Origin of the sequence: Pseudomonas migulae NBRC 103157 (assembly GCF_002091715.1) — a bacterium.
In the GTDB taxonomy this organism is placed as follows: Bacteria; Pseudomonadota; Gammaproteobacteria; order Pseudomonadales; family Pseudomonadaceae; genus Aquipseudomonas; species Aquipseudomonas migulae_A.
In genome coordinates, this window is the sequence record NZ_BDAG01000042.1 from 32,342 (window position 1) to 55,266 (window position 22,925).

Genomic DNA, 22,925 nt, shown 5'->3' on the forward strand with positions numbered 1-22,925 from the left:
ACCGTTTTCAAAAAATCTGAGCAAGTGTTATTGCTAGAAAACCCGCATCAATGCGGGTTTTCTACGACTAAAACGTAGTCACTGCCCCTTGGATGTATCAAATCCCCGCTGCTCAATCACCCGAAACACATCGCTTACATCCTGGACCAGGATCCGGGCGATGTTGGTGACGGTGTTGATGTCGTTTTCGGCGTAGTCCGGCAGGCTGGTGCAGGCCATGAGGTTGAGATACTTGAGGACGGCGTTGAGGCGTTCGCTGACGCAGTTGTGGAGTTCGCGGAGTGGGGCGTCGCTGTCGATGAGGAGGACGGGGTAGTCGGTGGCGAATTGGGACATGGGGGTGAAGCGGCGGGGCGGGTTGTTCATGGTCATAAGTAACTCTCTGCGGAAGCAAATAGAGGCACCACCTTTTCGCTGCGAAACAATTGGGTGGCAGCTGTACGCGGGTTCGCAGACCGAGCGATGACCGACACCCGGCAGACTCGAAAGTCTCCCACGCACAACCGCCATGAAATGAAACGCGGGCGAAGTTTGCCAGAGTTCTCATTCGACGGTATCGGACATCTCGTTTTTGGGCTGCGAAACCCATCGCTAACTGTGTCAGCGACGGGTCGAATATAGGCGGCTATTTTGGTGCTCACAACCGGGCTGTAGGACGCTTTCGCGTTTGTTGTGACAAGGCTGAATGCCACTGTTTTAGGGCTTGTCGCGGTGTTCTGGGCCGTGTGGAGTGCCTTGGGAAATGGGGTGCAGGTTTTGGGGCCTCTTCGCGACCCAACGGGGATAAATCCCCTCGCCACAAAGCGTAAATTCCTACGAGATTTTCGGATGTCTGGTTTGAAAGTCGAGTGGCCAGAAACGACAAAGCCCCGAATCCTCGGGGCTTTGTCGTTTCAAATCGTGCGGTTTCCAAATCGTTAGCGCGGATTGTCCGGCGTCATTGGCGAGTCTGTGGTGAATGTGGATTCGGATCGGTGTGTTTGGGGCCGGCCAATACCCACGCGATCAGTCCGAACAGCGGCACAAACACGATGACCACCATCCATACGAGTTTGTTGCTGGATTTGCCTTCGGCTTTGCGTACCCGGGTTATCGCCCACAACTCAACCAGCAAAAGTACTGCCGCGAGTACGATCCAGATCGTTTCTATTTGCATGAGTCACCTCCTGATAGTCATTCAGTTAGGTGGAGAGCGGTAAGTGGGGTTCATTAAATTTTGAGATTTGTGGGTGTTTGGTGGGTGTGTTCGCGAAAGGTGTGACAGTCGAGGGTGATGTTGAATGTCCGGGCCCCTTCGCGAGCAAGCCCGCTCCCACAGTGGGGTGGTTTAGGCGGGCGCATTGTTGCGTCCGCCTGTGATCCCTTTATGCGGCGTTGCCAATCACTTCGATGATGCGCTGCGCGATGTAGTCCACGTGTGTTTCGAGGGCGAAGTGTCCGGTGTCGAGTAGTTCGACTACGGCATTGGGGTTGTCGCGTTTGAACGCTTCTGCGCCAGGCGGGATGAAGAAGGGGTCGTTCTGGCCCCAGATGGCCAGTGTCGGCAGTTGGGTCTCACGGAAGAAGCGCTGAAAGTCCGGGTAGCGTTTGAGGTTGTTCGCGTAGTCCAGGAACAGGTCGAGCTGGATGTCTTTGTTGCCCGGCCGCTCCAATAGCAGCGCGTCGAGGGTGTAGGACTCGGGGGCGATGAGCTCCGGCGTGCTGACGCCGTGTTCGTACTGCCAGAGCGTGCCTTCCAGGTGCAGGATCGCATCGGCGATGACCTGGCGGTTCTCGGCCGACGGTTCTGCCCAGTAAGCTCTGATCGGCGCCCAGGCATCGCCCAGTCCTTCGAGGTAGGCGTTGCCGTTTTGCGAGATCAGCGCGGTCATTCTTTCGGGGTGTTTGACCGCCAGTCTCAGGCCGGTCGGTGCGCCGTAATCGAAGACGTACATCGCGTAGCGTTTCAGCCCGAGGGTCTCGACGAAATGGCCCAGCGTTTCTGCCAGTGCGTCGAAGCTGTACGCGTATTCGCGCTCCGCAGGCACCTCGGTGAATCCAAACCCGGGCAGGTCCGGGGCGATGATGTGGAAGTGCGCAGAGAGCAACGGGATGAGCTGGCGGAACTGGTGGGATGAGCTGGGAAAGCCATGGAGCAGAAGGAGGGTCGGCTTGCCTGGTTCTCCTGCCTCACGGTAGAAGACGCGGACGCCGTCGACGTCGGCGAATGTGTAGCGAATGGGTGCAGTGGTGGTCGTCATGATTATTGTCCTCGTAACCGCCTGGATGAGTTCAAGCCGGTTTGCGAGACTGAATCTGGCACGATAAAAGTAACCTGTCAAAGCAATTTTAAGGGGTTACTTGTTTTCGGCCTCATGCATCGATTGCTTTCTTTTGCCGTTCGCGATGGGCCGCCGCTTTCGCCCTGTTTCCGCAGACGGCCATGCTGCACCAGCGGCGTTTTCTGCCACGGGTGTGGTCGACGAACATCAGGGTGCAGCTCGGTCCTTCACAGCATTTGACGTTGGTAAAATCTTCATCGCTGACGAACTGCGCGAGCACTTCGCCCAGGGGCAGCAGCAGGGAATCCGGGCTGCGCCAGCGGCGTTTCAGTTCCCAGGCGAGTTTCGGTGTTTTACCGTCCTGCAGCCTGATCTGTGTGTACTTCTCGTCCCGTTCGAGCAAGCGGTTCAAGGCGTCGAGCTCTTTCAGGGCCGCGGCCTCCAGCGGTTTGCCTTTGTATTTCAGGACAAAGCCACGAAACCACTCGCGCAATGAACGTGCCTGCGCCGCAACTGTTTCCAGCTCGCCCGGCATCGCTTGGGCCTGAAGCCGTTGCAGTATCTCGTCTTCCACCCAGCCCGATTGTTTCAGCCAATCGAGCCAGCCGTTGCCGTCGTCGATCCAGTCGACGGGTTCATCGACGGGCGTTGCTATCGAGTTCAGGAAATCGAGAGCGGCGGCGTCGGCGACGAAGAGGGCCGGTCCACGGGAAGTGCTGTTCATGAGGGTGTCCACTAAAGCCTGGATTGATAAGGTTTAGCGTAACCACTCAAAAGGCATTCGACAAGTTACTATTGAATTGATAACCTCTTTGTGATTCTCAGTGTGGTTACTGATCCGGCTCAGCTCTTTACCTCCTGGTTCCTGCCGTAGACATCTTCCAGACGCTTGATATCGTCCTCGCCCAGGTAGCTGCCGGTCTGCACTTCGATAACTTCCAACGGGATTTTTCCGGGGTTGGCCAGCCGATGTACCGATGCGATCGGGAGGTAGGTGGACTGGTTTTCAGTGAGCAGGAACACCTTGTCGTTGCAGGTCACCTGGGCGGTGCCTGAGACCACGATCCAGTGTTCGGCGCGGTGGTGATGCATTTGCAGGGACAGTTGCGCGCCAGGCTTCACGGTGATGTGTTTGACCTGGTGGCGGATGCCGTTGTCCACCGAATGGTAACTGCCCCAAGGACGATACACCGCACAGTTGTTCTGGGTTTCCGAGCGGTTTTGGGCGTCGAGCGTATTCACCAGTTTTTTCACGTCTTGCACGTTGTCGCGGTGCGCGACCATCAGTGCATCCTCGGTTTCTATCACGACCAGATTTTCCACCCCGAGCAGGGTCACCAGCTTGCTACTGCCATGTACGTAGCAACTGCGGCTGTTGTAGCTGACGACATCGCCCTTGAGTACGTTGCCGTTGGTGTCCTTTTCGTGCACATCCCACAGCGAAGACCAGCAACCGACATCGCTCCAGCCAGCGCTGAGCGGGACGACCCAGGCGCGCTGGGTGCGTTCCATTACCGCGTAGTCGATGGAGTTGTCCGGGCAGCATTCGAAGGTGGCCCGATCGATGCTGGTCACGCCTTCGCTGCTGGGGCTACGCTCCAGGGCGAGCACGCAGTTCTCGTACATGTCCGGTTCGTGCGTGCGCAGCTCTTCGAGATAGCGGCTGGCACGGAACAGGAACATGCCGCTGTTCCAGAAGTACTCGCCGGAGCGGACAAATTCGGCGGCGGTTTGTGCGTCGGGTTTCTCGATGAATTTTTCGACCTTGAAAGCACTGGCGTCGGCATCACTGCAGTCGGCCTTGATGTAGCCGAAGCCGGTTTCCGGGCGCGTTGCCGGAATGCCGAACAGCACGAGGTTGCCTTTGAGCGCTTCCTCCTGCGCGTTTGCCAGTGTGGCGCGCAAGGCGGGAACGTCGCTGATCACATGGTCGGCAGGCAGTACCAGCATGAGCTCGTCGCGACCATCGGCGATCAGTTTCAGGGCCGCCAGCGCCACCGCCGGTGCGGTGTTGCGACCGAAGGGTTCGAGCAGGATCGCCTTCGGGGTGCAGCCGATGGCGGCGAGTTGCTCATTGACGAGGAAGCGATGCTCCTGATTACAGACCACGATCGGCTTGCCGATGCCATCGAACGCCAGGCGCTGCAGGGTTTGTTGAAACAGCGATCCTTCGCCGGCCAGGCTCAGGAATTGTTTGGGGTACAACTTGCGCGACAGCGGCCACAATCGCGAACCACTGCCGCCGGACAGGATGACTGGAATCATTTTTCTTACCTCCCGCACCTTCATCAATCGACATAAAGGCGCTTCGCACAGCGAAGGACTGCCTTCCATTATTCAAAACACAAGCCCGATCCAGAATGGCCGCATCGGCTGATGCAGTTATTCCTTCTGGTCAGCAAAGAGCTGGGTGATGTCGCCGCCCAGGCGGTAGTTTTTCATCGGCTCGACTGACTGGCGCCAGCGGTTGGTTTGCGCCGAGCAGTCGTACAGCGCGCAGTAAGGTTCCAGCCAGGCAAACTTGCCGTCCTCGTTGAGGTCCTCAAGTGCCTGCTTGTAGCCGGTTTTGCGTTCAAACAAACCTGGGTCCTTGATGCCTTCTTCCACCCGCGCGGCCAGACGCCGCATGGCGCCATTGTTTTCTTCGCGCAGGTCGACGCCGTTGGCTTGGGCGAAGGAGGCGATCATCATCAGCGGCCCCATCGCGTAGTTGTGGTAAGCCAGTGCGCGGGTTTCGCGGCCCAATTCGTTGGGCAGATAGCCGTCCGCATCAACCTGGGAAGCGCCGATGCGAAACTGCGCAACCGACCAGTCGAACAGATCGCGTCGATCGACCACCACTGAGGCCGCCATGACCGACCATGCCGCCCAATACTGGTGGTTGTTGAGCCGGTCCAGCGGCTGATCGCGCCAATCGCGCACCACCTGTTCGGCAACCTTGCCGATCCAGGCTTCGATCGGCCGGGTCTGCGCCTCGCGGCCTTTCAATGGTTGCGAGCGCGAAAACTTGAGACGCAAATACGCCGAAGAAATACTGCCCAGCGCCCATTTGCGCATCGACTTGCCGGTATGGGTGTAGGTGGTACTCAGCAGCGCCTGCGCCTTGGCCCAGTCGCCCAGCCAGCTCAATGTGCAGTCCACATGACCGGCGCGACCTTGCCGCAAATAGGCGGCGACTTGTTTGTTGACGCCTTTTTCCAGTTCGTTGATATCGCCTGACATTTCTTTGTAGCGTTTGTTGGATTCGGCGTTGAGCTGATCCCGCGCCTTGCCTGAGCCTTCGTACTTGCTGGGGATCAACAGGTCACCGGTATAGGGTTTGGGTGTCGTCGGGCAGCTCGGCGCGTCGCCTTTTTTGTCTACGGCCGGCGCGTAATAGCCCTGGGGCGGGCGAAGTTGAGCGGCCGTCACCGGCACGCTCGACACCGCCAGAATGAAGGCCACGCTGATGGCGGCCCAGTGCGCCTGACGGATCATTGTCCCTCCGACTGCGCGGTGCGCAGAGACGGTGCCGCCGTGATGGCGGGTTTGGCACACAAGCGGGTCGAGAGCGACGTGGTGTTCATGCCCGGCGGTGGCTGCACGTCCATGGACAGAAACGTCTGATCGTCCCAGTCACCGTCGCCGCGCAGCTCGAAGGCGAAGCGGCCCTGGGTATTGACCGTCGGGGAACGGCTCAAACTGATATTTTCCTGGCGACCGTTCATGTAGGTCAGGGTCGCGTTCATCATGCGCACGCTCGGGTCGGCGAACCTGAGGTCGACCTGATAACGATTGCCCTTGATCGGATACACATTGCCGCCACCGCCGTTGAACAACACCTGGTTGCGTCCGCTGTGCAGGTTTGCCTGGCTTCTGAGCAGCGGCGTCTGGTTTTCGCAGCCATCGCTCAGCGCCGCCATCGCCTGCCGGTAGAAGCTGGATTTGCCGAGGCTGTCGAGATTATCGGTTTCCCAAACCAGCACGGCTGGCGGGTCTTTCTGGAAGTCGTCGCCGAGCAGGTAGGCGATCATCGAATCATCGTAGCCACCGCCCGGTACGCTGAAATTGCGCACCGGCGTCTCCAGGTATTGTTCGAGGAAACCGGCAAAGTTGAACAGTTCGCCGCTGGCACTGGTGCCGATCAAGGCGACCTTGGCGGGGCCTTTGGCGTTGCCCTGGGCCCGGGTTTGATAACGGGTGACGTACTGCGCCGCATAGCCGTTGCCGCAGATCTGCGCGGCGGCTTTTTGCAACGTACCCGAGCGTCCCAGCAGGCCGGTCGGCTGGCTGGTGAAGGTCTGGTGCGGCAACGCCTTGAGCACATCGCTGCCCTTGAGCGTCTGCGCCACCAACTGGGCACTGCGGTCGGCGCCAAAGGGTGTCCAGTTGTGGTCGCCCTTGAAGTAGAAGGGCTGCCCGGCGGGCTGGGGCGCACCCAGCAGGTTGCTGAAGTCGGCGACCTGAATGCCCAAATCACGCACCCGGTCCAGCGTTTGCACGTAGTTCTGCCGTGCCCGGGCCTGATCGAAGGTGGCCAGTTCCAGCGGCGTCAGGCGGTCGGCGTGCAACAAGCCGCGACTGGGTGGCATCACCAGCACCAGTTCGACCCCGCGTTGGGCGAGCCCGTCGCGCAAGCGCTTGAGGGCTCTGTAACCGTTGTCATCGAGGCCGAAGTCAGTGCGCAAATCGCTACGGGTGCGGAAGAGCCACTGGTCTTTGGCCTCCACCAGCGTCGCATAATTTTTCAGCTCCGGTTGCTCGTAAAATGTTGCCTGCGCCGCTTGCGGGCACAGCTTGCAGCAGGCTTCGGCCGTGTACTCCGGCAGCGCCTGTGCCCCCATCGACATGGACAGCAGGTACACAGCGGCAAATCCATGAAGGGTGTTCATCGGCAGGCTCCTCACAGTGTCTCGGGCAAAATCAGCGCGGCGGCATGGCGGCGCAGGAGGATGTCCATCAAGTCACCCTGAACCTCTCCCAGCAAACCGGTGAAGGCCAGGCCGTCCTGTTTCTGTGGCGCCAGAAAGGTCAGGTCATAGAGTTCCAGGCGCGAGGGTGAAAACACAGCGATGGGGCTGGAACCGTTACCGATCAGCTTGCCGCCGACCACGGTGAGCGACAGTTTTTCTTCGTAGGGGTCCTCTTTAAGATCGCGGTCGCTGCCACGCAAATCCTTGATGTGACCGTAGATCCCGGTCAGGGCATTGGCCATCAGCTCGTTTTCATACAGCCGCACGCCGGTGCTGTTGCGCACCCGGATCCCGTGCCGGTCATTGTCTGCCGCGCGGTTGCGCCACATCAGGTTATTGCCGCTCTCGTACAAGGTGATGCCGTCGGAGCGATTTTTGTAGGTCTCGTTGTAGGCCAGCAGGTTATTTGAGCTGGAACGGTCCAGGACAATGCCGGACAGCTGATTGTTGTAGGTGCGGTTGTAGATGATCCAGCTGTCGTTGACCTCGCGCGAGAGGATGATGCCGTGCTTCTTGTGGGTGTCGAAGACATCGTTATGGGCAATGATCAGCCGACGCGAACGATCGTGCGGGTCGATGCCATAGACGATGTTTGCGCGATAGGTGTTGCGCAGAATCACTACGTCGTCGGCTTCGTAGCAATAGAAGCCGAAATAGTTGTCGACGAACTGCGAATTGATCAGCCAGCCGGTCGGTTTTTTGCGCTTCATCTTCGGCGCCATGCTCGGGCTGTACTGGGAAATACTCACCCCATAGCTCTTGCTCTCGGTGTAGCCGAAGCTGGTGATGGTGCTGTTGACGATGTAGGTCTCGGTGCCGCCCCAAGAGATGAGAAACGGCCGAAACACGTCGTCTTTTTTGAACCAGGCCGGGCTGTTGTCTTTCTCGCTCCAGGCGCTGACCTTGGTGTCGGTAATAAAGAGTTTGCCGTCATTGACCAGGAAGGAACCGCCGTCCTGGGACAAGCGCAACTCCTTGACCGATTTGTCGATATGCAGAGTCCCGCCGGGACGAATGACGATCGGCAGGCGCGCCAGAAACACCCCCGGCGCGGTTTCGCGCAAGGCGGTCTGCGGCAGGCTGCGGGCCAGTTGCGTCAGGCTCATGTAGCCACGGTCGATGAAGATCGCCACGGGCATTTGCTTCTGGCGCACCACCCATTCCTTGAAGCGATCCTGTCCGCCGATGAACTCGTCGAGTGCGTTTTCCTTGAGCATCGGCTGGATCAAGGCGCGGCCGGCGGGTTTGTAGGTAATCTTCGCGGCGACTGCCTCGGCGGTATAGCCGGACAGGTCGGGCATTTTCGGTTCCTTGATCAGCAACGGCTTTCCCGGAGCCTCGGTGATGGAGTAGCGCGGTATCAGAACGTCACCCGCCGTGGCGCCTGCCGTCTGCATCAACAGCATTGCGGCGAGCAATAGTCCTATCTTGACGACACGGTCCATAAGTTTCACTCATCAAAAATGCAGCCTGGTGTGATCAATGTGCGGTTGCCCACGGTGGCATCACCGTGGGCAATCACCGGGTCCTAGATTTTCCAGACAAAATCAATGAACGCCCGATGCATGCTCGAGTCGGTGTCGTTGGCGTAGGCATCACCCGGGAAGAACACGCCCAGGCGCAAGCGGATCAGCGCCGAAGGTTCGTCGACCCAATCCACCATGCTCGCGGGCAACAGGCCTTGCTTGAAGTACTTGGTCATGACCAGATCGACTTCCTGGCCCAGGTCCTTCTCGCCGTCCACCAGCGCCGCATTGACGATCCCGTCGTCGCCGGTTTGCTGCTCGTCGTCGACCCGCCAGAAGCGGTGGTAGACGAGACTGGCGTCGTAGTCCTCGCGCATCTGCCAGGAGCCAAACAGCGTCGCCGTCTGGAGGTTGCTCAGTTCACCGCGAAAGGCTTCACCGAAACGGTGTACGCGTGAACGCGTGCCGGTGAAGTTGGAGCGGTTGCTCTGCAGGCCGGTTTGCTGGTACTGATTTTCCTGGTCATTGCCACCGCCGTCGCCGCGGGCGGCGGCAGCACCGACGCGCCAGCTTTCATCGATGTTCCAGCGCAGGCCCAGGTCCGCGGCCCAGGCATTGACGTCGCCACTGGTGTGGCCCGTCGCGATTCGATCGCCGACGGGGTCGATCACGCTGGTGAGGTTTTCGCGATCACCGGTCAGCCAGGTCGCGGAGGCCCAGTAATTGACCGGCATCGTCGAGCGATAGTTGTAGCCGTCGCCGTTCGCTTCGAGGCCGACCCAGGTCAGGCTGCCGGTGTTGGTCTTGTCGAGTGTATCGACCTGCTCGCCAGGATCGGGCAGGCTGCCGCTGTCCTCAGAGTGATGGACACGCAGGCCCACCCAGTTATTGGGCGTCCATTGCGTAGAGATGTCGGCGAAGACATGGGAGCGATCTTCATCTTCGGGCGCCAGGTCGTCGAAATCGGTGCGATAGTCGGAAAAGCGTTGGGCGGCGCCGATGTGGGTGCGCAGCAGCGTGGTTTCGAAAGTCCAGTTGAGCGCTTCGATGTTGGTGTCCATCCACTGGCCACTGTCCTCCCGCAGACGCTGGCGTCCCAGGCGCAGATGCTCGCCCGGATAGGCCGTGATGCCCGAGTAATCAACCCAGAACTCGCGAAGCGCGAGGTAGCTGTCATCCGCTTCACGGGTGTTGTTCTGGTCGGCGCCGTTGTTCACCGTATCGGTGTCGATGGTGTCGGTCGCCGCCACCGCCTGCGCCATCGTATAGGCACTCCAGTTGCCCCATTGGCCAAAGGCCCAGGGGCGCAAGTCGATGCCTATATCGTTGAGGGTGCCACCGGATGCCGTGCCAAGGTCCCGGTCGTCCTGCGACTCACCGGTAATCTTCACATCCAGGCCGAAATTCTTCGGCGCCACTTCCGCTGCCAACACCAGACCGGCGCTGCACAACAGCGAAACTCCCAGACCACAACCAGCCAATAATGCTTGCTTCATAGTAAGTCCTGTCCATTTTCCGGAGTTTGCAGTCTGGCTAGAGTCGCGCCCGTCAGACGAGCCTGGGCTTCTTCCTCAAGCAAGGGCTGCGCGATTTTCTTTTCCGCCGGGGTCATACCCGACTGCAGGGCCGACAGTACTGGCCCTGCATTGACCGCGCCTTGGCGTTGCGCGAGTTGCGCAAAGACATAAGCGTTGATCCGATTGACCTTGACCCCACGGGAGTCGGAAAACATGTGGGCCAGGGCCAAATCGGCGTTGGGCGAGCCATTGCGGGCTGCCAGCAACAAATGTAGCAGCGCTTTTTGTGGTTCGACCTGGCCCAGATAACCGCGTCGGTACAACTGGCCCAGGTAGTAATGCGCCCCGACTTCACCGGCTGCGGCCGCCTTGAGCAAATGCTCTTGCGCCAGGCGCGGATCCTGTGGCAACCATTTGCCGAGGTAGTACAGCCGCCCGGTCAGCAGTTCCGCCCGTGGATCGCCCGCTTCGCGCCCGCGCTGCAAGGCCGAGATCAATTGCGGCGCGTCGCCTTGCGCGGGGTAGTCGTCGATCAACCGTGCCAGGCTGGTCCAGGCCGGCGGATAGACCGGTGCCAGTTCCTCGAGCAGACGCTGGGCGCTTTGCGGATCGGGCGGGCCTTCGAGGGCGGGCGACGACAGTACGCGCGCCACTGATTCGACTCGCAGGGGCGCGACTCGTCCCTCGCGAAAGCCTTGGCGCAACTGCGCCAGCAGGTCTGCCTGCGCCTTGGGCTGGGCACGCATCCGGTTGATGGTGGCCAGCTCCACATAACAGGCATCGAGTACCGCCAGCCGAGCCCGGCACAACTGTTCGATCTGCGGCAGGTGCGCGTTATAGGTGCCTTGATTGCGGTAAATCAGAATCTGCGCCAGGTCCGCCTCGACAATGCCCTGGGCACGCCAGCTATCGACTTTCTGCTGCGGATCCACCACGGGCGCCATTCGCGGGTAGCCCAGGTACAACAACGTCAGCGGCACCACCGCACTGAATTCGCCTTTATCCAGCGCACCTTCCAGCAACTGCCGGGCTTCTTGCACTTTCTGGGGATCGCCCGGGCTCTGACGCAGCAACAAACGGCCCAGGCGCGACTGCGCCTTGACCGATTCCGGCGCGGCCTGCCGGTACAAGACCTCTGCTTCTTTCAGGCTCGCCGGGTCGCCCGCCGATGCGGTCAAGTCGCCCATCCCGGCCTGGGCATCGGCATAGCCGTCCTCGGCCAGCGCCGCGTAATTCTTGCGCGCCGTTTCATAATCGCCGCGCTCCATGGCCTCGCGCGCCAACCCTTGATCGGGCAGGGTGCCGCAACCGTGGATTATCGTCAGCGCAGCGGCCAGCGCTGAAAACTGCAGCCCCGATCGCCATGCGCCGTTCATTTTCCGGCCGCCATGACTTTATTCATCCAGGCGTTTTTCACCCAGGTATTGGCTGCCGTGGCGTTCTGCACCAAAGCGTTGCCCTGCAGCTCTTCGATACTGACCTCCACCGGACGCCCGGCCTGATCAGTCTGCAAGGGGCTGTCAGGCTCAATGGTGACCCGCAGGTCGGAGGCCAGGCCGCCGTTGTCCAGCGCCACCGCGGTGATTTTGCCCGTGCGAGGCAGTTCTTCACCGATCAGCTGGAAATTCACCACTTTGCCAGGCTGGATCTTGGCAAAGTTCTTGTAGGGGAAGCGCGCCTCGATGGTTGCCACACCGTCGATCGGCATCAATTCGTACACCGTGGTGCCCTTGCCGACGACCTGGCCGTCCGGCACCAGCTGCGACACCACCCGGCAATCGCAAGGGCTGGTCAGCGAGCCTTGCAGGGTTCGGCTGAACAGGCGCTCAAGGTTCTCCGGGGTCGCCTGCCCGGGCGGCAAATTGCCTTTCATCACATCCAGCAGCGAGGCGGAAAAGGTCGCCAGCGGCGCCCCCTTGGCCACCACCGATCCGACCTTGACCAACGAATTGACGCTGCCGTCGCGCGGTAGGCCAATCAACTGACCCGGGACATTGACCCGCGCCGATTCGGCATGAGTGACGTAGTAAATGCCATACAACTGATGCACCACATACCCAAAGGCAGCCAGTCCCACCAGGAACATCAGCAGGCTTATCGTGGTCGCCCGCAAGCGTGCGAAAATGCCCATTCCGTTGCCGCTTTCGTGCTTGCGCGGCTTGGTGAAGTTGTCGCGTTGCTGGGTCGCAAGCATGTCACCCAGGCTGATCACCCCGCCTGAGAGGTAAGAGGTGATCACGTAGCGCAAGGCGGAAATCGCACGAGGGCGCAGGTTGTGAAACTCGCAACCTATCCGCTGCCCATCGTCGTTGATCGAGCGCACGACAAATTCCACGTCGATGGCAAACCCGAGCGCATCGACCTGGAACACCAGTTTGCCTTTGTGTTGCCGGCCCACGATCAGCGATGTACCCGGCTGACTCAGGCTGAATCCGCCGGCCGACAAGTCGATCAGCTCGCAATCGAGCGCCTCCCGGTCAGGTCCGTGGAACTTGATCCTCGCCGGTAGCGTCAGCCGCGCATGCTGACGCTGCACCTCCGACTCATGCACGACATTGTCATCAGCAGCAACAAAAGCTGTGTTCATAACGCGTTCCTTCCCATCGATGGATACCGATCCGGCACGGCCTGCCGACTGCCCTGACACCTGTGCTACACAATCCACATCAGCAGTGCGCAAAACACACTGCCCGCCGAAAACGTCATGGCCCGCGACGACCAGGTATTGAACCAGCGCTGATAGCTGGCCAGGCCGCGGTCGAGTCTGGTTTTCTGGCGCGTCCACGATTGCTGGTCGAGACGGAAGAACACATAGATTTTCACCATGGCGCCGACCAGCTGGTTGTAATAGAGAATCAGTGGGTAAGCCGGACCGACCGGGTGTCCCGAAGCCAGCAACAGAAGACTCAGGATCAAGCGCGTCACGCCGATCCAGAGCACATAAATCATCAGGTAGGCGAAGGTGTATTTGAGGCTGGCAATGATCGCCACTGAAGGCCCGAGCAGGCTGGCCCACATCGATACGCGTTGGTCCAGCAGCACCAGCGAGGTGAACCAGCCCAACCGCCGCACACCCAGGTGCAGGGCCCGCGAGTTCTGGCGCAGGTTGTTGCCATACCAGCGGAACATCAGCTTGCGGCTGGCCTTGAAGAAGTTTTTTTCCGGGGGATGCTCGACGGTGTTGATCGCTGCATCGGGTACATAAAAGGTGTCGTAGCCCAGCCGCATCAAGCTGTACCAACTGGACTTGTCATCACCGGTCAAAAAGCGGAATCGTCCCAGGCGCCAGTGCTCCAGATAATCGCGCTCAACGTCCTGGATAAAGCCGGGGTTGGTCACCACCTGGGCGCGAAACACCGACATCCGCCCGGTCATGGTCAGCACGCGCTTGCCCAGTGCCATCGAACACATATTGATGTGCCGCTGGGCGAACCGCAGCTTGTGCCATTGGCTCATCAGGTAGCTTCCGCGTACCTCGCAGAACTCATTGGTGGTCAACCCGCCGACGTTCGGAAACAGCTTGAACCAGCAGACGGTCTGACGCACCAGTCCGGCGGAGAGCACGGTATCGCCATCGACCACCGCCACCACTGCATCGGCATCCGGCACGTGCCGGGAAATCGCCCGAAAACCGTGGGCCAGGCCATCGCGCTTGCCGGTGCCGGGAATCCGCACAAAGCTCAACTTGACCCGACTCGGTGGGGTATAGCTGTCCCAGAGTGCCTTTATCAGCAGCTCATCGGCCAGCTCTACGATGGAACAGACCACCGTGGTCGGGTAACCACAACCGATGGCCTCTTCGATCACCGAGCGGTAAACCTGCGACGTGGTCAACGCATCGATACGAAAACTGGTGACCAGCAAAAACACGTGGGACGGATCGGCACTGCTGCCGAGCCGGGTGACTTTGCGCCGGTAGTAAGGGAACACCAGATAAAGGAACAGTAATCCGCGAAGGTAATGGATCGCGCCCATCGTATAGCGCCAGATACCGACCGCCCCCAGCAACAGGAGAAAGTCCCTGGATTGGGGATCGAACACTGAGCGCGGCAGCAACAGTGCAAGCCCCATCAACGCGGTGACGTAGAGCAGCCACCCCGCAGCTTCGCGCAAGTAATCCCTGGAATCATCCATACCTGTGGCCCCTGTTCGATAGACCCGTATCGCTCGGGTTGCAGTTCGGTGCTTCTCTTACCAGCAGATGCCTTCGAGCCGATCGTCACTGGCGTACGGCATGAAACCCACCAGGTCGACCACTTGCTTGCCTTCGGGCACATCGAGTGCGATGGCTTTGAAGGACTCGTCACCGTTACCCAGCACAATCACATCCGCCTCCTCGATCACTTTCGTAAGGTCGGCGCGTAACAGCGAAGCCAGGTGCGGGATCTTCGACTCGATGTAGTCCTTGTTGGCCCCGTAGATGCGCGCGTATTCAACGTTGCGGTCGAAGATATGCAGGTCATAGCCCTTGCCGATCAGCATTTCGGCCAACTCGACCAGCGGGCTTTCGCGCAGGTCATCGGTGCCCGCCTTGAAGCTCAGGCCGAGCAGGGCGATACGCCGTTTGCCGTAGCTGGTGATAATGTCGAAGGCTCGCTGTACCTGCGCCGCATTGCTGCGCATGATCGAGGCCAGCAGCGGGTGCTCGACATCCAGTTGCCCGGCGCGATAGTTCAGTGCACGCACATCCTTGGGCAGGCACGAACCGCCGAACGCGAAGCCGGGGCGCATGTAATAACGCGAGAGGTTGAGTTTGGTGTCCTGGCAGACCACGTCCATCACATCGCGACCGTCCACGCCGGCGGCCTTCGCAATATTGCCGATCTCATTGGCGAAGGTCACTTTGGTCGCGTGCCAGACGTTGCAGGTGTACTTGATCATCTCCGCCACTTCGATGCTCCTGCGCAGGAGCGGGGCGTCCAGCTCTTGATAGAGCGCGACGAGCATGTCACCGCTGCGTTGGTCGAGTTCACCGATCACCGTCATGGGCGGACAGTTGTAATCCTTGATCGCGGTGCTTTCACGCAGGAACTCCGGGTTGATCGCCACGCCGAAGTCGACCCCGGCCTTCTTGCCGGAGCAGTCTTCAAGAATCGGGATCACCACGTTCTTCACGGTGCCCGGCAGTACGGTGCTGCGCACCACCACCGTGTGCCAGCTGTCCTTGGTGTGCAGGGCTTCGCCGATTTCGCGACAGACTGACTCTATGTACACCAGATCCAGATCGCCGTTCTTCTTGCAGGGTGTAGCGACGGCGATGAACGACATATCCGTGTCCATCATGGCGGCCTTTACATCACCGGTCCCCCGCAGCCGCCCAACATGCACCCCCTGCTCGAGCAGAGTCTCCAGGCCTGGCTCAACGATGGGCGACTTGCCCTGATTGATCAGGTCGATTTTTACCTGCGAGATATCCACCCCGATTACGTCATGACCGCGAGCACACAGACAGCCCGCGCATACAGCGCCCACATACCCCAAACCAAATATGCTGATACGCATTGGTGAGTTCCCCGTATACCCTGATTTCGAAAGGCCATCGGCATGCCATACAGGCCGACAGTTGCTCTATCTGGCTAACTAAGCGGCAGTTTGGTTCAACGTGTTTTTCGGGCAGAACTTGCAGAAACAAGAGTGTAGACAAACATTGCGCCGGCACTGTCATTTTTTTTAACAGAAATTTCGAACAGTTCAAGCTGCCAATATAAGTGGTAGGGCTTACAAGGAAAGTGCCAAAAGACAAAATAATAAAAAATGTTAATAAAAACAGTTATATGACAAACTTATCGAGATTGATTCTATAAGCTGGGTATGTGTTTTTGCACCAAAAACAGGCGAGTGGCTATATCGATTTTTTGAGCGGGCACTGGCGCAGTGCAACACCAGCTTTACAGTTTTTTAATCAGCGAAATCAAATTTTACTTGGGGTGTAAAGTTGCTGAGACATGTCAATTTTTTAATAACAGTTTTGTTGGCGTTTTGAGGGTGTTCGATAGTCAAAGTCTTGGAACTGCGGAAAACGATCAAGCAATAAAAAAACCGCAATCAATGCGGTTTTTTTGCGATCGAAGTGTGGAGGGCTAGAGGCTGTTGGCGAGTTTTGCGGTGGAGAGGCGGCGTTTGTATGCGGTGTCGCGGTTGGCCAGCCAGTAGTAGAGCGGCGAGGTGATGATCAGGCCCACCAGCCAGGACAAGTCGGCCCCATTGATGTGCTCCGAAATTGGCCCGACATACAGCGGCGTGTTCATGAACGGAATCTGCACCGCAATCCCGATCGCATACGCCAGCAACGCCTGGGGGTTGTACCGGCCATAGATCCCGCCATCCACCTTGAAGATCGAGTTGATGTCGTACTGACCTTTGTGAATGGCGTAGAAGTCGATCAGATTGATCGCGGTCCACGGCACCAGCACCACGAGCAGCACCAGCACCATGTCGACGAAGTGGCCGATGAAATTGGCGGAAGCACCGACGGCGGCGAAGCAGCAGGCGGCGAGAATGATGATCGAGAGGATGGCGCGGCTTTTCGCGGTGGGAATCCAGCGGTAGGCGAACGTTTGTACCAGGGTGATCAGCGACAGCACGGCACCGTAGAGGTTGAGGGCGTTGTGGCTGATGACGCTGAGCAGGAACAGCACGAGCATCAGCGGGCCGATGGAGCCGGTGGCGAGTTTGACGGCATCCATGGTGTCCATGCCGACAGGTGTGGCGAGCACGGCGACGGCGCCGAAGATGAACGAGAGGCTGGAACCGAGCACGGTGCCCAGATAAGTCGTCCAGAACGTGGCGGCCACGGGCACGTTGGCCGGCAGGTAGCGCGAATAGTCGGAGACGTACGGCGCAAAGGCGATTTGCCAGAGCGCGGCGAGGGAGACGGTGGCGAGCCAGCCGGAGATGTTGAAGCTGCCGCGGGTGAGGAAGTCGGCGGTCTGCACGTGGGTGAAGATGTAGCCGAAGCCGAGCACGATGCCGGCGCCGAGCACCCAGGTGCCGATGCGGTTGAGTACATGGATGAAGCGATAGCCGATGATGCCGATGATGCCGGAACCGAGGGCGCCGATGACGATGCCCACCGGCACCGGCACGCTGTCGACCACGCCATGCAGGGATTTGCCGGCGAGGACGATGTTGGAGGCGAAGAAGCCGATGTACATGATGCCGGCGATCAGCACCACCAGCAGCGCGCCGAGGGAGCCGAACTGGGCGCGGCTCTGGATCATCTGCGGAATGCCCATCTGCGGGCCTTGGGCCGAGTGCAGCGCCATCAGCACGCCGCCGACCAGGTGGCCGACGAGGATGGCGACGATGCCCCACACCAAATTCAGGTGGAACATCTGCACGCCGAGGGCGCCGGTGACGATGGGCAGCGGGGCGATGTTGCCGCCGAACCAGAGGGTGAACAGGTCACGGGTTTTGCCGTGGCGATCTTCGGGCGGCACATAGCCGATGGTGTGTTTTTCGATGAGCGGGGCGGAGGTTGTTGCTGCGGTAACCATGACGGACTCCAAGGCAATTTGAGTACGTGGACGTACTTCGGTGAGCGCCGCGCGGGGGCGACGCTTTTCTTGTTGGAGTTGATGATGTGCGGTGGATGGGGATAGATAAATTACAAAGATTGTTGTTATAGACGTTAAAAAATGTAGGTCGCCGGGCAGCCGAAAACCCTGTGGGAGCGGGCTTGCTCGCGAAGGCAGAGTGTCAGGCAACATCATTGTCGACTGACACTCCGCCTTCGCGAGCAAGCCCGCTTCCGCAGGGTTTTCGGGGTGTTCAAAATCTTTGTTATTCGCTGATCGTTAGCAGCATCCGTTGCAGCATGGCGTCACAGCCATTCAGTTGTTCGAGGCTGACGAATTCATCCGGTTTGTGGCCCTGATCCATACTGCCGGGGCCGCACACGACGGTGGGAATTCCGGCGGCATCGAAAAGGCCGCCCTCGGTGCCGAAGGCCACTGTGCCGAACTCTCGGGAACCGCAGAATGCGGCGATCAACTCAGCCGCTTCGCTGTGGGCATCCGTCGCCAATCCGGGATATGCCGAGAGTTCACTGAAGCGAATCGCGCTCTGTTCACTCACCGCACGCATTCGCGGCAGCACTTGCTGCTCGGCATAGGTTTTCAGTTCCTGGGCGACGTCGCCTGGATCGTGGGATGGAAGGGTACGGACCTCGAAGTCGAAGCGGCAATCGGCAGGGACGATGTTCAAGGCCTTGCCGCCGTCAATCACGCCGGTTTGTACGGTGCTGAAAGGCGGATCAAAACGCGCGTCTTGATGCTCGGGTGCTTTGAGCCTGTCGCCGATCCGTCCCAGCTCACCGATCAGTTCGGCGGCGTATTCAATGGCATTGACCCCAAGCGGCGCATACGCCGAATGGCACGCGTGACCCTGAATATCGCAGCGCATCGCCAGTTTGCCTTTGTGACCGAGCACCGGTTTCAGCTCGGTCGGCTCGCCGATGATGCACAGCATCGGCTTGACTGGCCGTTGCTCCAGCTCCGCCAGCAACGAACGCACGCCGAGGCAACCGACTTCTTCATCATAGGAGAGCGCGATATGCACGGGCAGCCGCAACGAGGCGTTCACCAAGGATGGAACGAGGGCAAGCACACAGGCAATGTAGCCCTTCATGTCCGCCGTTCCACGACCGTACAACTTGCCATCGCGCTCAGTGAGATCGAACGGTGCAACGGTCCACGGCTGGCCGTCGACGGGCACCACATCGGTATGTCCCGAGAGCACGATGCCCGGCAACTGCGCCGGGCCTATGGTGGCGAACAGATTGGCCTTGCTGCGTTGCTCGTTGTAGACCCGCTCACACGGCACGTCAAAGCTCGCGAGGTAGTCGCGGACAAAGTCGATGAGGTGCAGGTTTGATTCGCGGCTTGTGGTGTCGAATGCAACCAGCGTCTTCAGCAAATCGCGGCTGGTGCTCATCGGTCGTCTCCGGCGACACCGTAGCCGGGGGATTTGTCCGGGGCGAGGGCGCGGTCGATGTAGTCCTGGACTTGTGGGCGATAGGCGTCCCACAGTTTTTCCAACTGGCCGATGGGGTCTTTGTCCGCCCAGTCGACCCGCAGGTTGATGATCGGCCAGGTCAGTTCGCCGACCACCACCATCGCCGCCGAATGCACCGGCCCGGCTTCGCCACCGGCAGCGATGGCGGCTTTCATCGCGGCCAGCAAGCGGTCGGCCAGTTGCCCTTCGCCGTGCTCGAAGGCTTCAACCATGGCTTCAATCACCGAGCGGTCCGCAAGCATGTTGCCGGCGGCGACGCATTGTTCGCCGGACACGGCGTTGTGGTTGCCCAGGGTTTGCGCGCCGCTGAAATGGGCGGTCTGGCCGAGGTGGTCAATCGCAGTGATCTGCCGGTATTGGCTGTAGCCGTTGCGCGTGAGCACTTTGTCCAGCGCTTCGGCTGGGGCGAGGCCTTGCTCCAGGAGGGCGAGGACGTCCGGTCCTAGGGACGGGAGGGTGATGTTCTGTGTGGAGACGGCTCCGACACCCGGCAGCAGCCAGGGGCAGCGGGCGCCGACGGCGATGCTGGAGGAACTGATCGCAATGCCGAGCTGACCGGTTTCGGGGCAACGGGCGGCGATGGAGAAGGTCATGTTTTTTGCTCCTTGGTTTGCCTTGGCAAAGTGGTTGTCAGATCTGACGCCTTCGCGGGCAAGCCCGCTCCCGCAGGGATCTTCAGCGGCCCAAAAATGTGTACACGACGACTGACCTGTGGGAGCTGGCTTGCCTGCGATGGCCGCGACGCGGTCTACCGGTTTATTCGGGAATCACCGCAATCACATCAATCTCCATCAACCACTGCGGCTGCCCTAACGCCGACACCACCAACCCGGTCGAAATCGGAAACACGCCTTTCAACCACTTGCCCACTTCCTGATAAACCGGCTCGCGATACCGCGGATCGATCAGGTAAGTCGTGGTTTTCACGATGTGGCTCAGGTCGCTGCCAGCTTCTTCCAGCAACTGCTTGACGTTGCGCATGGCCTGCTCGGCCTGGGCTCTCGGGTCACCGAGACCCACCAGATTGCCTTCGAAATCAGTCCCGACCTGGCCGCGAACATAAACCGTGTTGCCCGCGCGGACGGCTTGGCACAGGTCGTTGTCCAGGCTCTGGTTCGGGTAGGTTTCCTTGGTGTTGAACATGCGAATACGGGTGTGGGTTGGCGTGGACATTTAAAGCTCCTGACAGAAAAAGGCTTAGGCATTGACCGTTGTTTTGTGGGCGACCGGGGCTTTTTCGGCCTCGCGTTGCGCCGCATCGTGGTAGTCGAGATAGGAACGCTGAATGGCGATGTGATCAGCCACATACTTGGCGTCGTGCCAAACGCCCCAGATAAACGAAGACCCGCGACGCGACTGCCAGGGCAGCCCGAGGAAATACACACCCGGTTCACTGGACACGCCGCGTTGATGTTGCGGTTTGCCCTTGTCGTCGAAGGCGTCAACGTTGAGCCAGCTGTAATCCGTGGCAAACCCGGTGGCCCAGATGATCGAGGTCACGCCGGCCTTGGCCAGGTTGAGTTCAAGAATCGGGTGGGTCACGCAGGCCGGATCGGGGAAGGTGATGCGCGCTTCAGGTTCTTCCGGCAGATCGAGGCCATTGCGTTCGATGTAAGCGTCGGCAGCGTTGAGCAACGCCAGATAATTCTCATCACCACGCGCCAGGTTCTCGGCCAGGTTCGGTTGGAACGTCGCCACACCGCCATTGAATGATTGAGTCAGGCCGACCAGCGTCATTCCGCGATGAGCGAGGCCACGGAAGTCCACGGTGCGGCCGCCATGCGCGCCACTTACCGCGATGGTGACGTGTTCCCGGCCCGGCTTCATCGCCGCCTGGTCCCATTCGCCGAGCACACCCAGCCACCAGCAGAAATCCCGGTTGCGATAGGCGCGAGGAGGGCGGTCGTGGGCGCCGACGGAGAGATAAACCTGCTTGCCGTCACGCTGCAATTCATCGGCGATCTGCACGCCCGACGAGCCGGCACCGACGACCAGAACAGCACCTTCCGGCAATTGCTGCGGGTTGCGGTAATCGGCGGAGTGAATCTGCAGGAACGGCTGATCTTGCGGTGCAATCGGCGGGATGACCGGACGCTGGAACGGCCCGGTGGCGGCGACCACGCGGTTGGCTTCGATCACGCCTTCAGAGGTTTCAATGGTGAATCCCGCGCGACCGACGTTGCGTTCGACCTTCAGCACCTCCACACCGGTGCGGATCGGCGCGTTGAACTTCTTCGCATAGGCTTCGAAGTAATCGGCGACACGTTCTTTGGGCGCAAACGCGTCGGGGCTGAGGTCGTCAAAATCAAGGCCCGGAAAGCGGTCGTGCCACGCCGGACCATTCGCCACCAGCGAATCCCAACGCCCGGTGCGCCAGCGCTCGGCAATACGGTTACGTTCCAGCACCAGGTGCGGCACGCCCAGTTTGCTCAGGTGTTCACTCATGGCCACGCCAGCCTGACCGGCGCCAACAATCAGCGTATCTGTTTTTATTTTTTCAGTGGTCATCTCAATACCCTTCGACGTTGGAGTCAGGTCGCGAGCGGCCTGCCATTTCTTGGGCTCAAGACTAGGGATGACCCTGGTATCGGTAAAATATTATTAAGCTGGCATTTGAGTATAAATAACTGAGGCAGAGCGTTTGACTCAGCGCCTGTTGAACCCCTGCGCCAGGATATGGTTGTATAGTGCAACTATTTTCAGGGGAGGCCTGAAGTGACTGCTCATCCCGCTCTGGTTGAAGAAATCCGCTCTGCCTCGCGCACAATGGTTCGTGAGTTGGGCTTTATGCGTGCCACATTGGCGGCCACCGACTATTCACCTTCCGCTGTACACACACTGTTGGAAATCGAGGCACGAGTGGCCCTGACTGCCGCTCAGCTCGTGCAGTTGCTCGACCTGGACAAGTCCAGTGTCAGCCGCATGGTGGCCAGGCTCATCAAGGCCGGAGAGTTGTTGGAAAGTGCCGGCACCGATGGTCGCATCAAGCGACTGCAACTGACGAAGCAGGGCCGGCGCACGGTTGCTGCGATCCATGCCTACAGTCAAACGCAAGTCAAAACGGCGTTGGACTACTTGAATCCCTCGCAACAACAGGCGGTCGCCCAGGGGCTTTCTGCGTATGCCCATGCCTTGACTGCGCGTCGTACAGGCGAAGGCCAAACGCCGCGCACCTCGGTCGAAATCAGCGCCGGTTACCGCCCTGGAGTGGTTGGGCGCGTGACGGAAATGCATGCCGCCTTCTACGCCAGGCACTCCGGATTCGGGCAGTTTTTTGAGAGCATGGTCGCCAGCGGCGTTGCCGAGTTCGTGGGGCGTCTGGATCAGCCATGCAACAACCTCTGGGTGGCGACAGTGAATGATCGCATCGTCGGCTCGATCGCCATCGATGGGCAGGATCTGGGCAACAACCAGGCCCACCTGCGCTGGTTCATCCTTGACGATGGTTGTCGTGGTGGCGGGGTTGGCCGCCAGTTGTTGCGCGAGGCGGTCGAGTTCTGCGATCGGTTTGGCTTCGAGGCCATCGAGCTATCGACGTTCAAGGGTCTTGACGCCGCGCGTCGACTCTATGAATCGGCTGGATTTGTGCTGACGCAAGAGGAGCAAGGGAGTCAGTGGGGTCGCGTCGTCACCGAACAGCAATTCACCCGCCGCAGGCCCGATGCTCTGTCAGAAGGCGCAAGTCACCATGTGACGCTGTAAACTGCCCACACT

The 22,925-nt window shown here is 59.7% G+C and carries 19 protein-coding genes; 1 reads left to right on the plus strand and 18 read right to left on the minus strand.

The window, feature by feature from the left end; genetic code table 11:
* Positions 1-78 precede the first annotated feature (78 nt).
* From PMI01S_RS25385 to PMI01S_RS25470, 18 genes are all read right to left on the minus strand, one after another.
* On the minus strand, positions 79-372 hold the full coding sequence (locus PMI01S_RS25385; protein ID WP_084322862.1) for a fructose-bisphosphate aldolase: 294 nt from the start codon (positions 370-372) through the stop codon (positions 79-81).
* Between the two features lie 565 nt (positions 373-937).
* Positions 938-1,156 (minus strand): PLD nuclease N-terminal domain-containing protein, encoded by a 219-nt coding sequence (locus tag PMI01S_RS25390; protein WP_084322863.1) that lies wholly within the window; start codon positions 1,154-1,156, stop codon positions 938-940.
* Between the two features lie 208 nt (positions 1,157-1,364).
* On the minus strand, positions 1,365-2,240 hold the full coding sequence (locus tag PMI01S_RS25395; RefSeq protein WP_084322864.1) for an alpha/beta fold hydrolase: 876 nt from the start codon (positions 2,238-2,240) through the stop codon (positions 1,365-1,367).
* A 112-nt stretch (positions 2,241-2,352) separates the two neighbouring features.
* The gene (locus tag PMI01S_RS25400) at positions 2,353-2,985 is read right to left on the minus strand and encodes a CGNR zinc finger domain-containing protein (RefSeq protein WP_084322865.1); all 633 of its coding nucleotides are present in this window, start codon (positions 2,983-2,985) and stop codon (positions 2,353-2,355) included.
* A 119-nt stretch (positions 2,986-3,104) separates the two neighbouring features.
* On the minus strand, positions 3,105-4,526 hold the full coding sequence (locus tag PMI01S_RS25405; RefSeq protein WP_084322866.1) for a mannose-1-phosphate guanylyltransferase/mannose-6-phosphate isomerase: 1,422 nt from the start codon (positions 4,524-4,526) through the stop codon (positions 3,105-3,107).
* 117 nt (positions 4,527-4,643) lie between these two features.
* A complete protein-coding gene (locus PMI01S_RS25410) occupies positions 4,644-5,738 on the minus strand; it encodes a mannuronate-specific alginate lyase (protein WP_235864422.1) in 1,095 nt (364 codons plus the stop codon).
* Complete coding sequence (locus PMI01S_RS25415; protein WP_084322867.1) at positions 5,735-7,132, minus strand: alginate O-acetyltransferase AlgX-related protein; 1,398 nt, start codon at positions 7,130-7,132, stop codon at positions 5,735-5,737. Before PMI01S_RS25415 ends, PMI01S_RS25410 begins: the two co-directional genes overlap by 4 nt.
* 11 nt (positions 7,133-7,143) lie before the next feature.
* The gene (algG, locus tag PMI01S_RS25420) at positions 7,144-8,658 is read right to left on the minus strand and encodes a mannuronan 5-epimerase AlgG (RefSeq protein WP_084322868.1); all 1,515 of its coding nucleotides are present in this window, start codon (positions 8,656-8,658) and stop codon (positions 7,144-7,146) included.
* An 83-nt stretch (positions 8,659-8,741) separates the two neighbouring features.
* Positions 8,742-10,175, minus strand: coding sequence for an alginate export family protein (locus PMI01S_RS25425; RefSeq protein WP_084322869.1), 1,434 nt, complete (start codon positions 10,173-10,175; stop codon positions 8,742-8,744).
* Positions 10,172-11,572, minus strand: a complete 1,401-nt coding sequence (locus PMI01S_RS25430; protein ID WP_084322870.1) for an SEL1-like repeat protein — start codon at positions 11,570-11,572, stop codon at positions 10,172-10,174. Before PMI01S_RS25430 ends, PMI01S_RS25425 begins: the two co-directional genes overlap by 4 nt.
* The gene (locus PMI01S_RS25435) at positions 11,569-12,783 is read right to left on the minus strand and encodes an alginate biosynthesis protein Alg44 (protein ID WP_084322871.1); all 1,215 of its coding nucleotides are present in this window, start codon (positions 12,781-12,783) and stop codon (positions 11,569-11,571) included. The genes PMI01S_RS25430 and PMI01S_RS25435 overlap by 4 nt, the downstream gene beginning before the upstream one ends.
* 65 nt (positions 12,784-12,848) lie before the next feature.
* A complete protein-coding gene (locus PMI01S_RS25440) occupies positions 12,849-14,330 on the minus strand; it encodes a glycosyltransferase family 2 protein (protein WP_084322872.1) in 1,482 nt (493 codons plus the stop codon).
* A 57-nt stretch (positions 14,331-14,387) separates the two neighbouring features.
* Entirely contained in the window at positions 14,388-15,698 is a 1,311-nt protein-coding gene (locus PMI01S_RS25445; RefSeq protein ID WP_084322873.1) for a nucleotide sugar dehydrogenase, read from the minus strand.
* Between the two features lie 578 nt (positions 15,699-16,276).
* Positions 16,277-17,692, minus strand: coding sequence for a purine-cytosine permease family protein (locus tag PMI01S_RS25450; protein WP_084322874.1), 1,416 nt, complete (start codon positions 17,690-17,692; stop codon positions 16,277-16,279).
* A 286-nt stretch (positions 17,693-17,978) separates the two neighbouring features.
* Positions 17,979-19,130: an acetylornithine deacetylase gene (gene argE / locus PMI01S_RS25455; protein WP_084322875.1), complete on the minus strand. Its 1,152-nt coding sequence runs from the start codon at positions 19,128-19,130 to the stop codon at positions 17,979-17,981.
* Positions 19,127-19,804, minus strand: a complete 678-nt coding sequence (locus PMI01S_RS25460; protein WP_084322876.1) for a DUF1028 domain-containing protein — start codon at positions 19,802-19,804, stop codon at positions 19,127-19,129. Before PMI01S_RS25460 ends, argE begins: the two co-directional genes overlap by 4 nt.
* 163 nt (positions 19,805-19,967) lie before the next feature.
* Positions 19,968-20,384 carry a RidA family protein gene (locus tag PMI01S_RS25465; RefSeq protein ID WP_046027689.1) on the minus strand — a complete coding sequence of 139 codons (417 nt, stop codon included), beginning with the start codon at positions 20,382-20,384 and terminating at the stop codon, positions 19,968-19,970.
* 24 nt (positions 20,385-20,408) lie between these two features.
* A complete protein-coding gene (locus PMI01S_RS25470) occupies positions 20,409-21,719 on the minus strand; it encodes a flavin-containing monooxygenase (protein WP_084322877.1) in 1,311 nt (436 codons plus the stop codon).
* A 207-nt stretch (positions 21,720-21,926) separates the two neighbouring features.
* Here PMI01S_RS25470 and PMI01S_RS25475 point away from each other — a divergent pair, with 207 nt between their 5' ends.
* Positions 21,927-22,913, plus strand: a complete 987-nt coding sequence (locus tag PMI01S_RS25475; protein WP_090473901.1) for a bifunctional helix-turn-helix transcriptional regulator/GNAT family N-acetyltransferase — start codon at positions 21,927-21,929, stop codon at positions 22,911-22,913.
* The last annotated feature ends 12 nt before the right edge of the window (positions 22,914-22,925 follow it).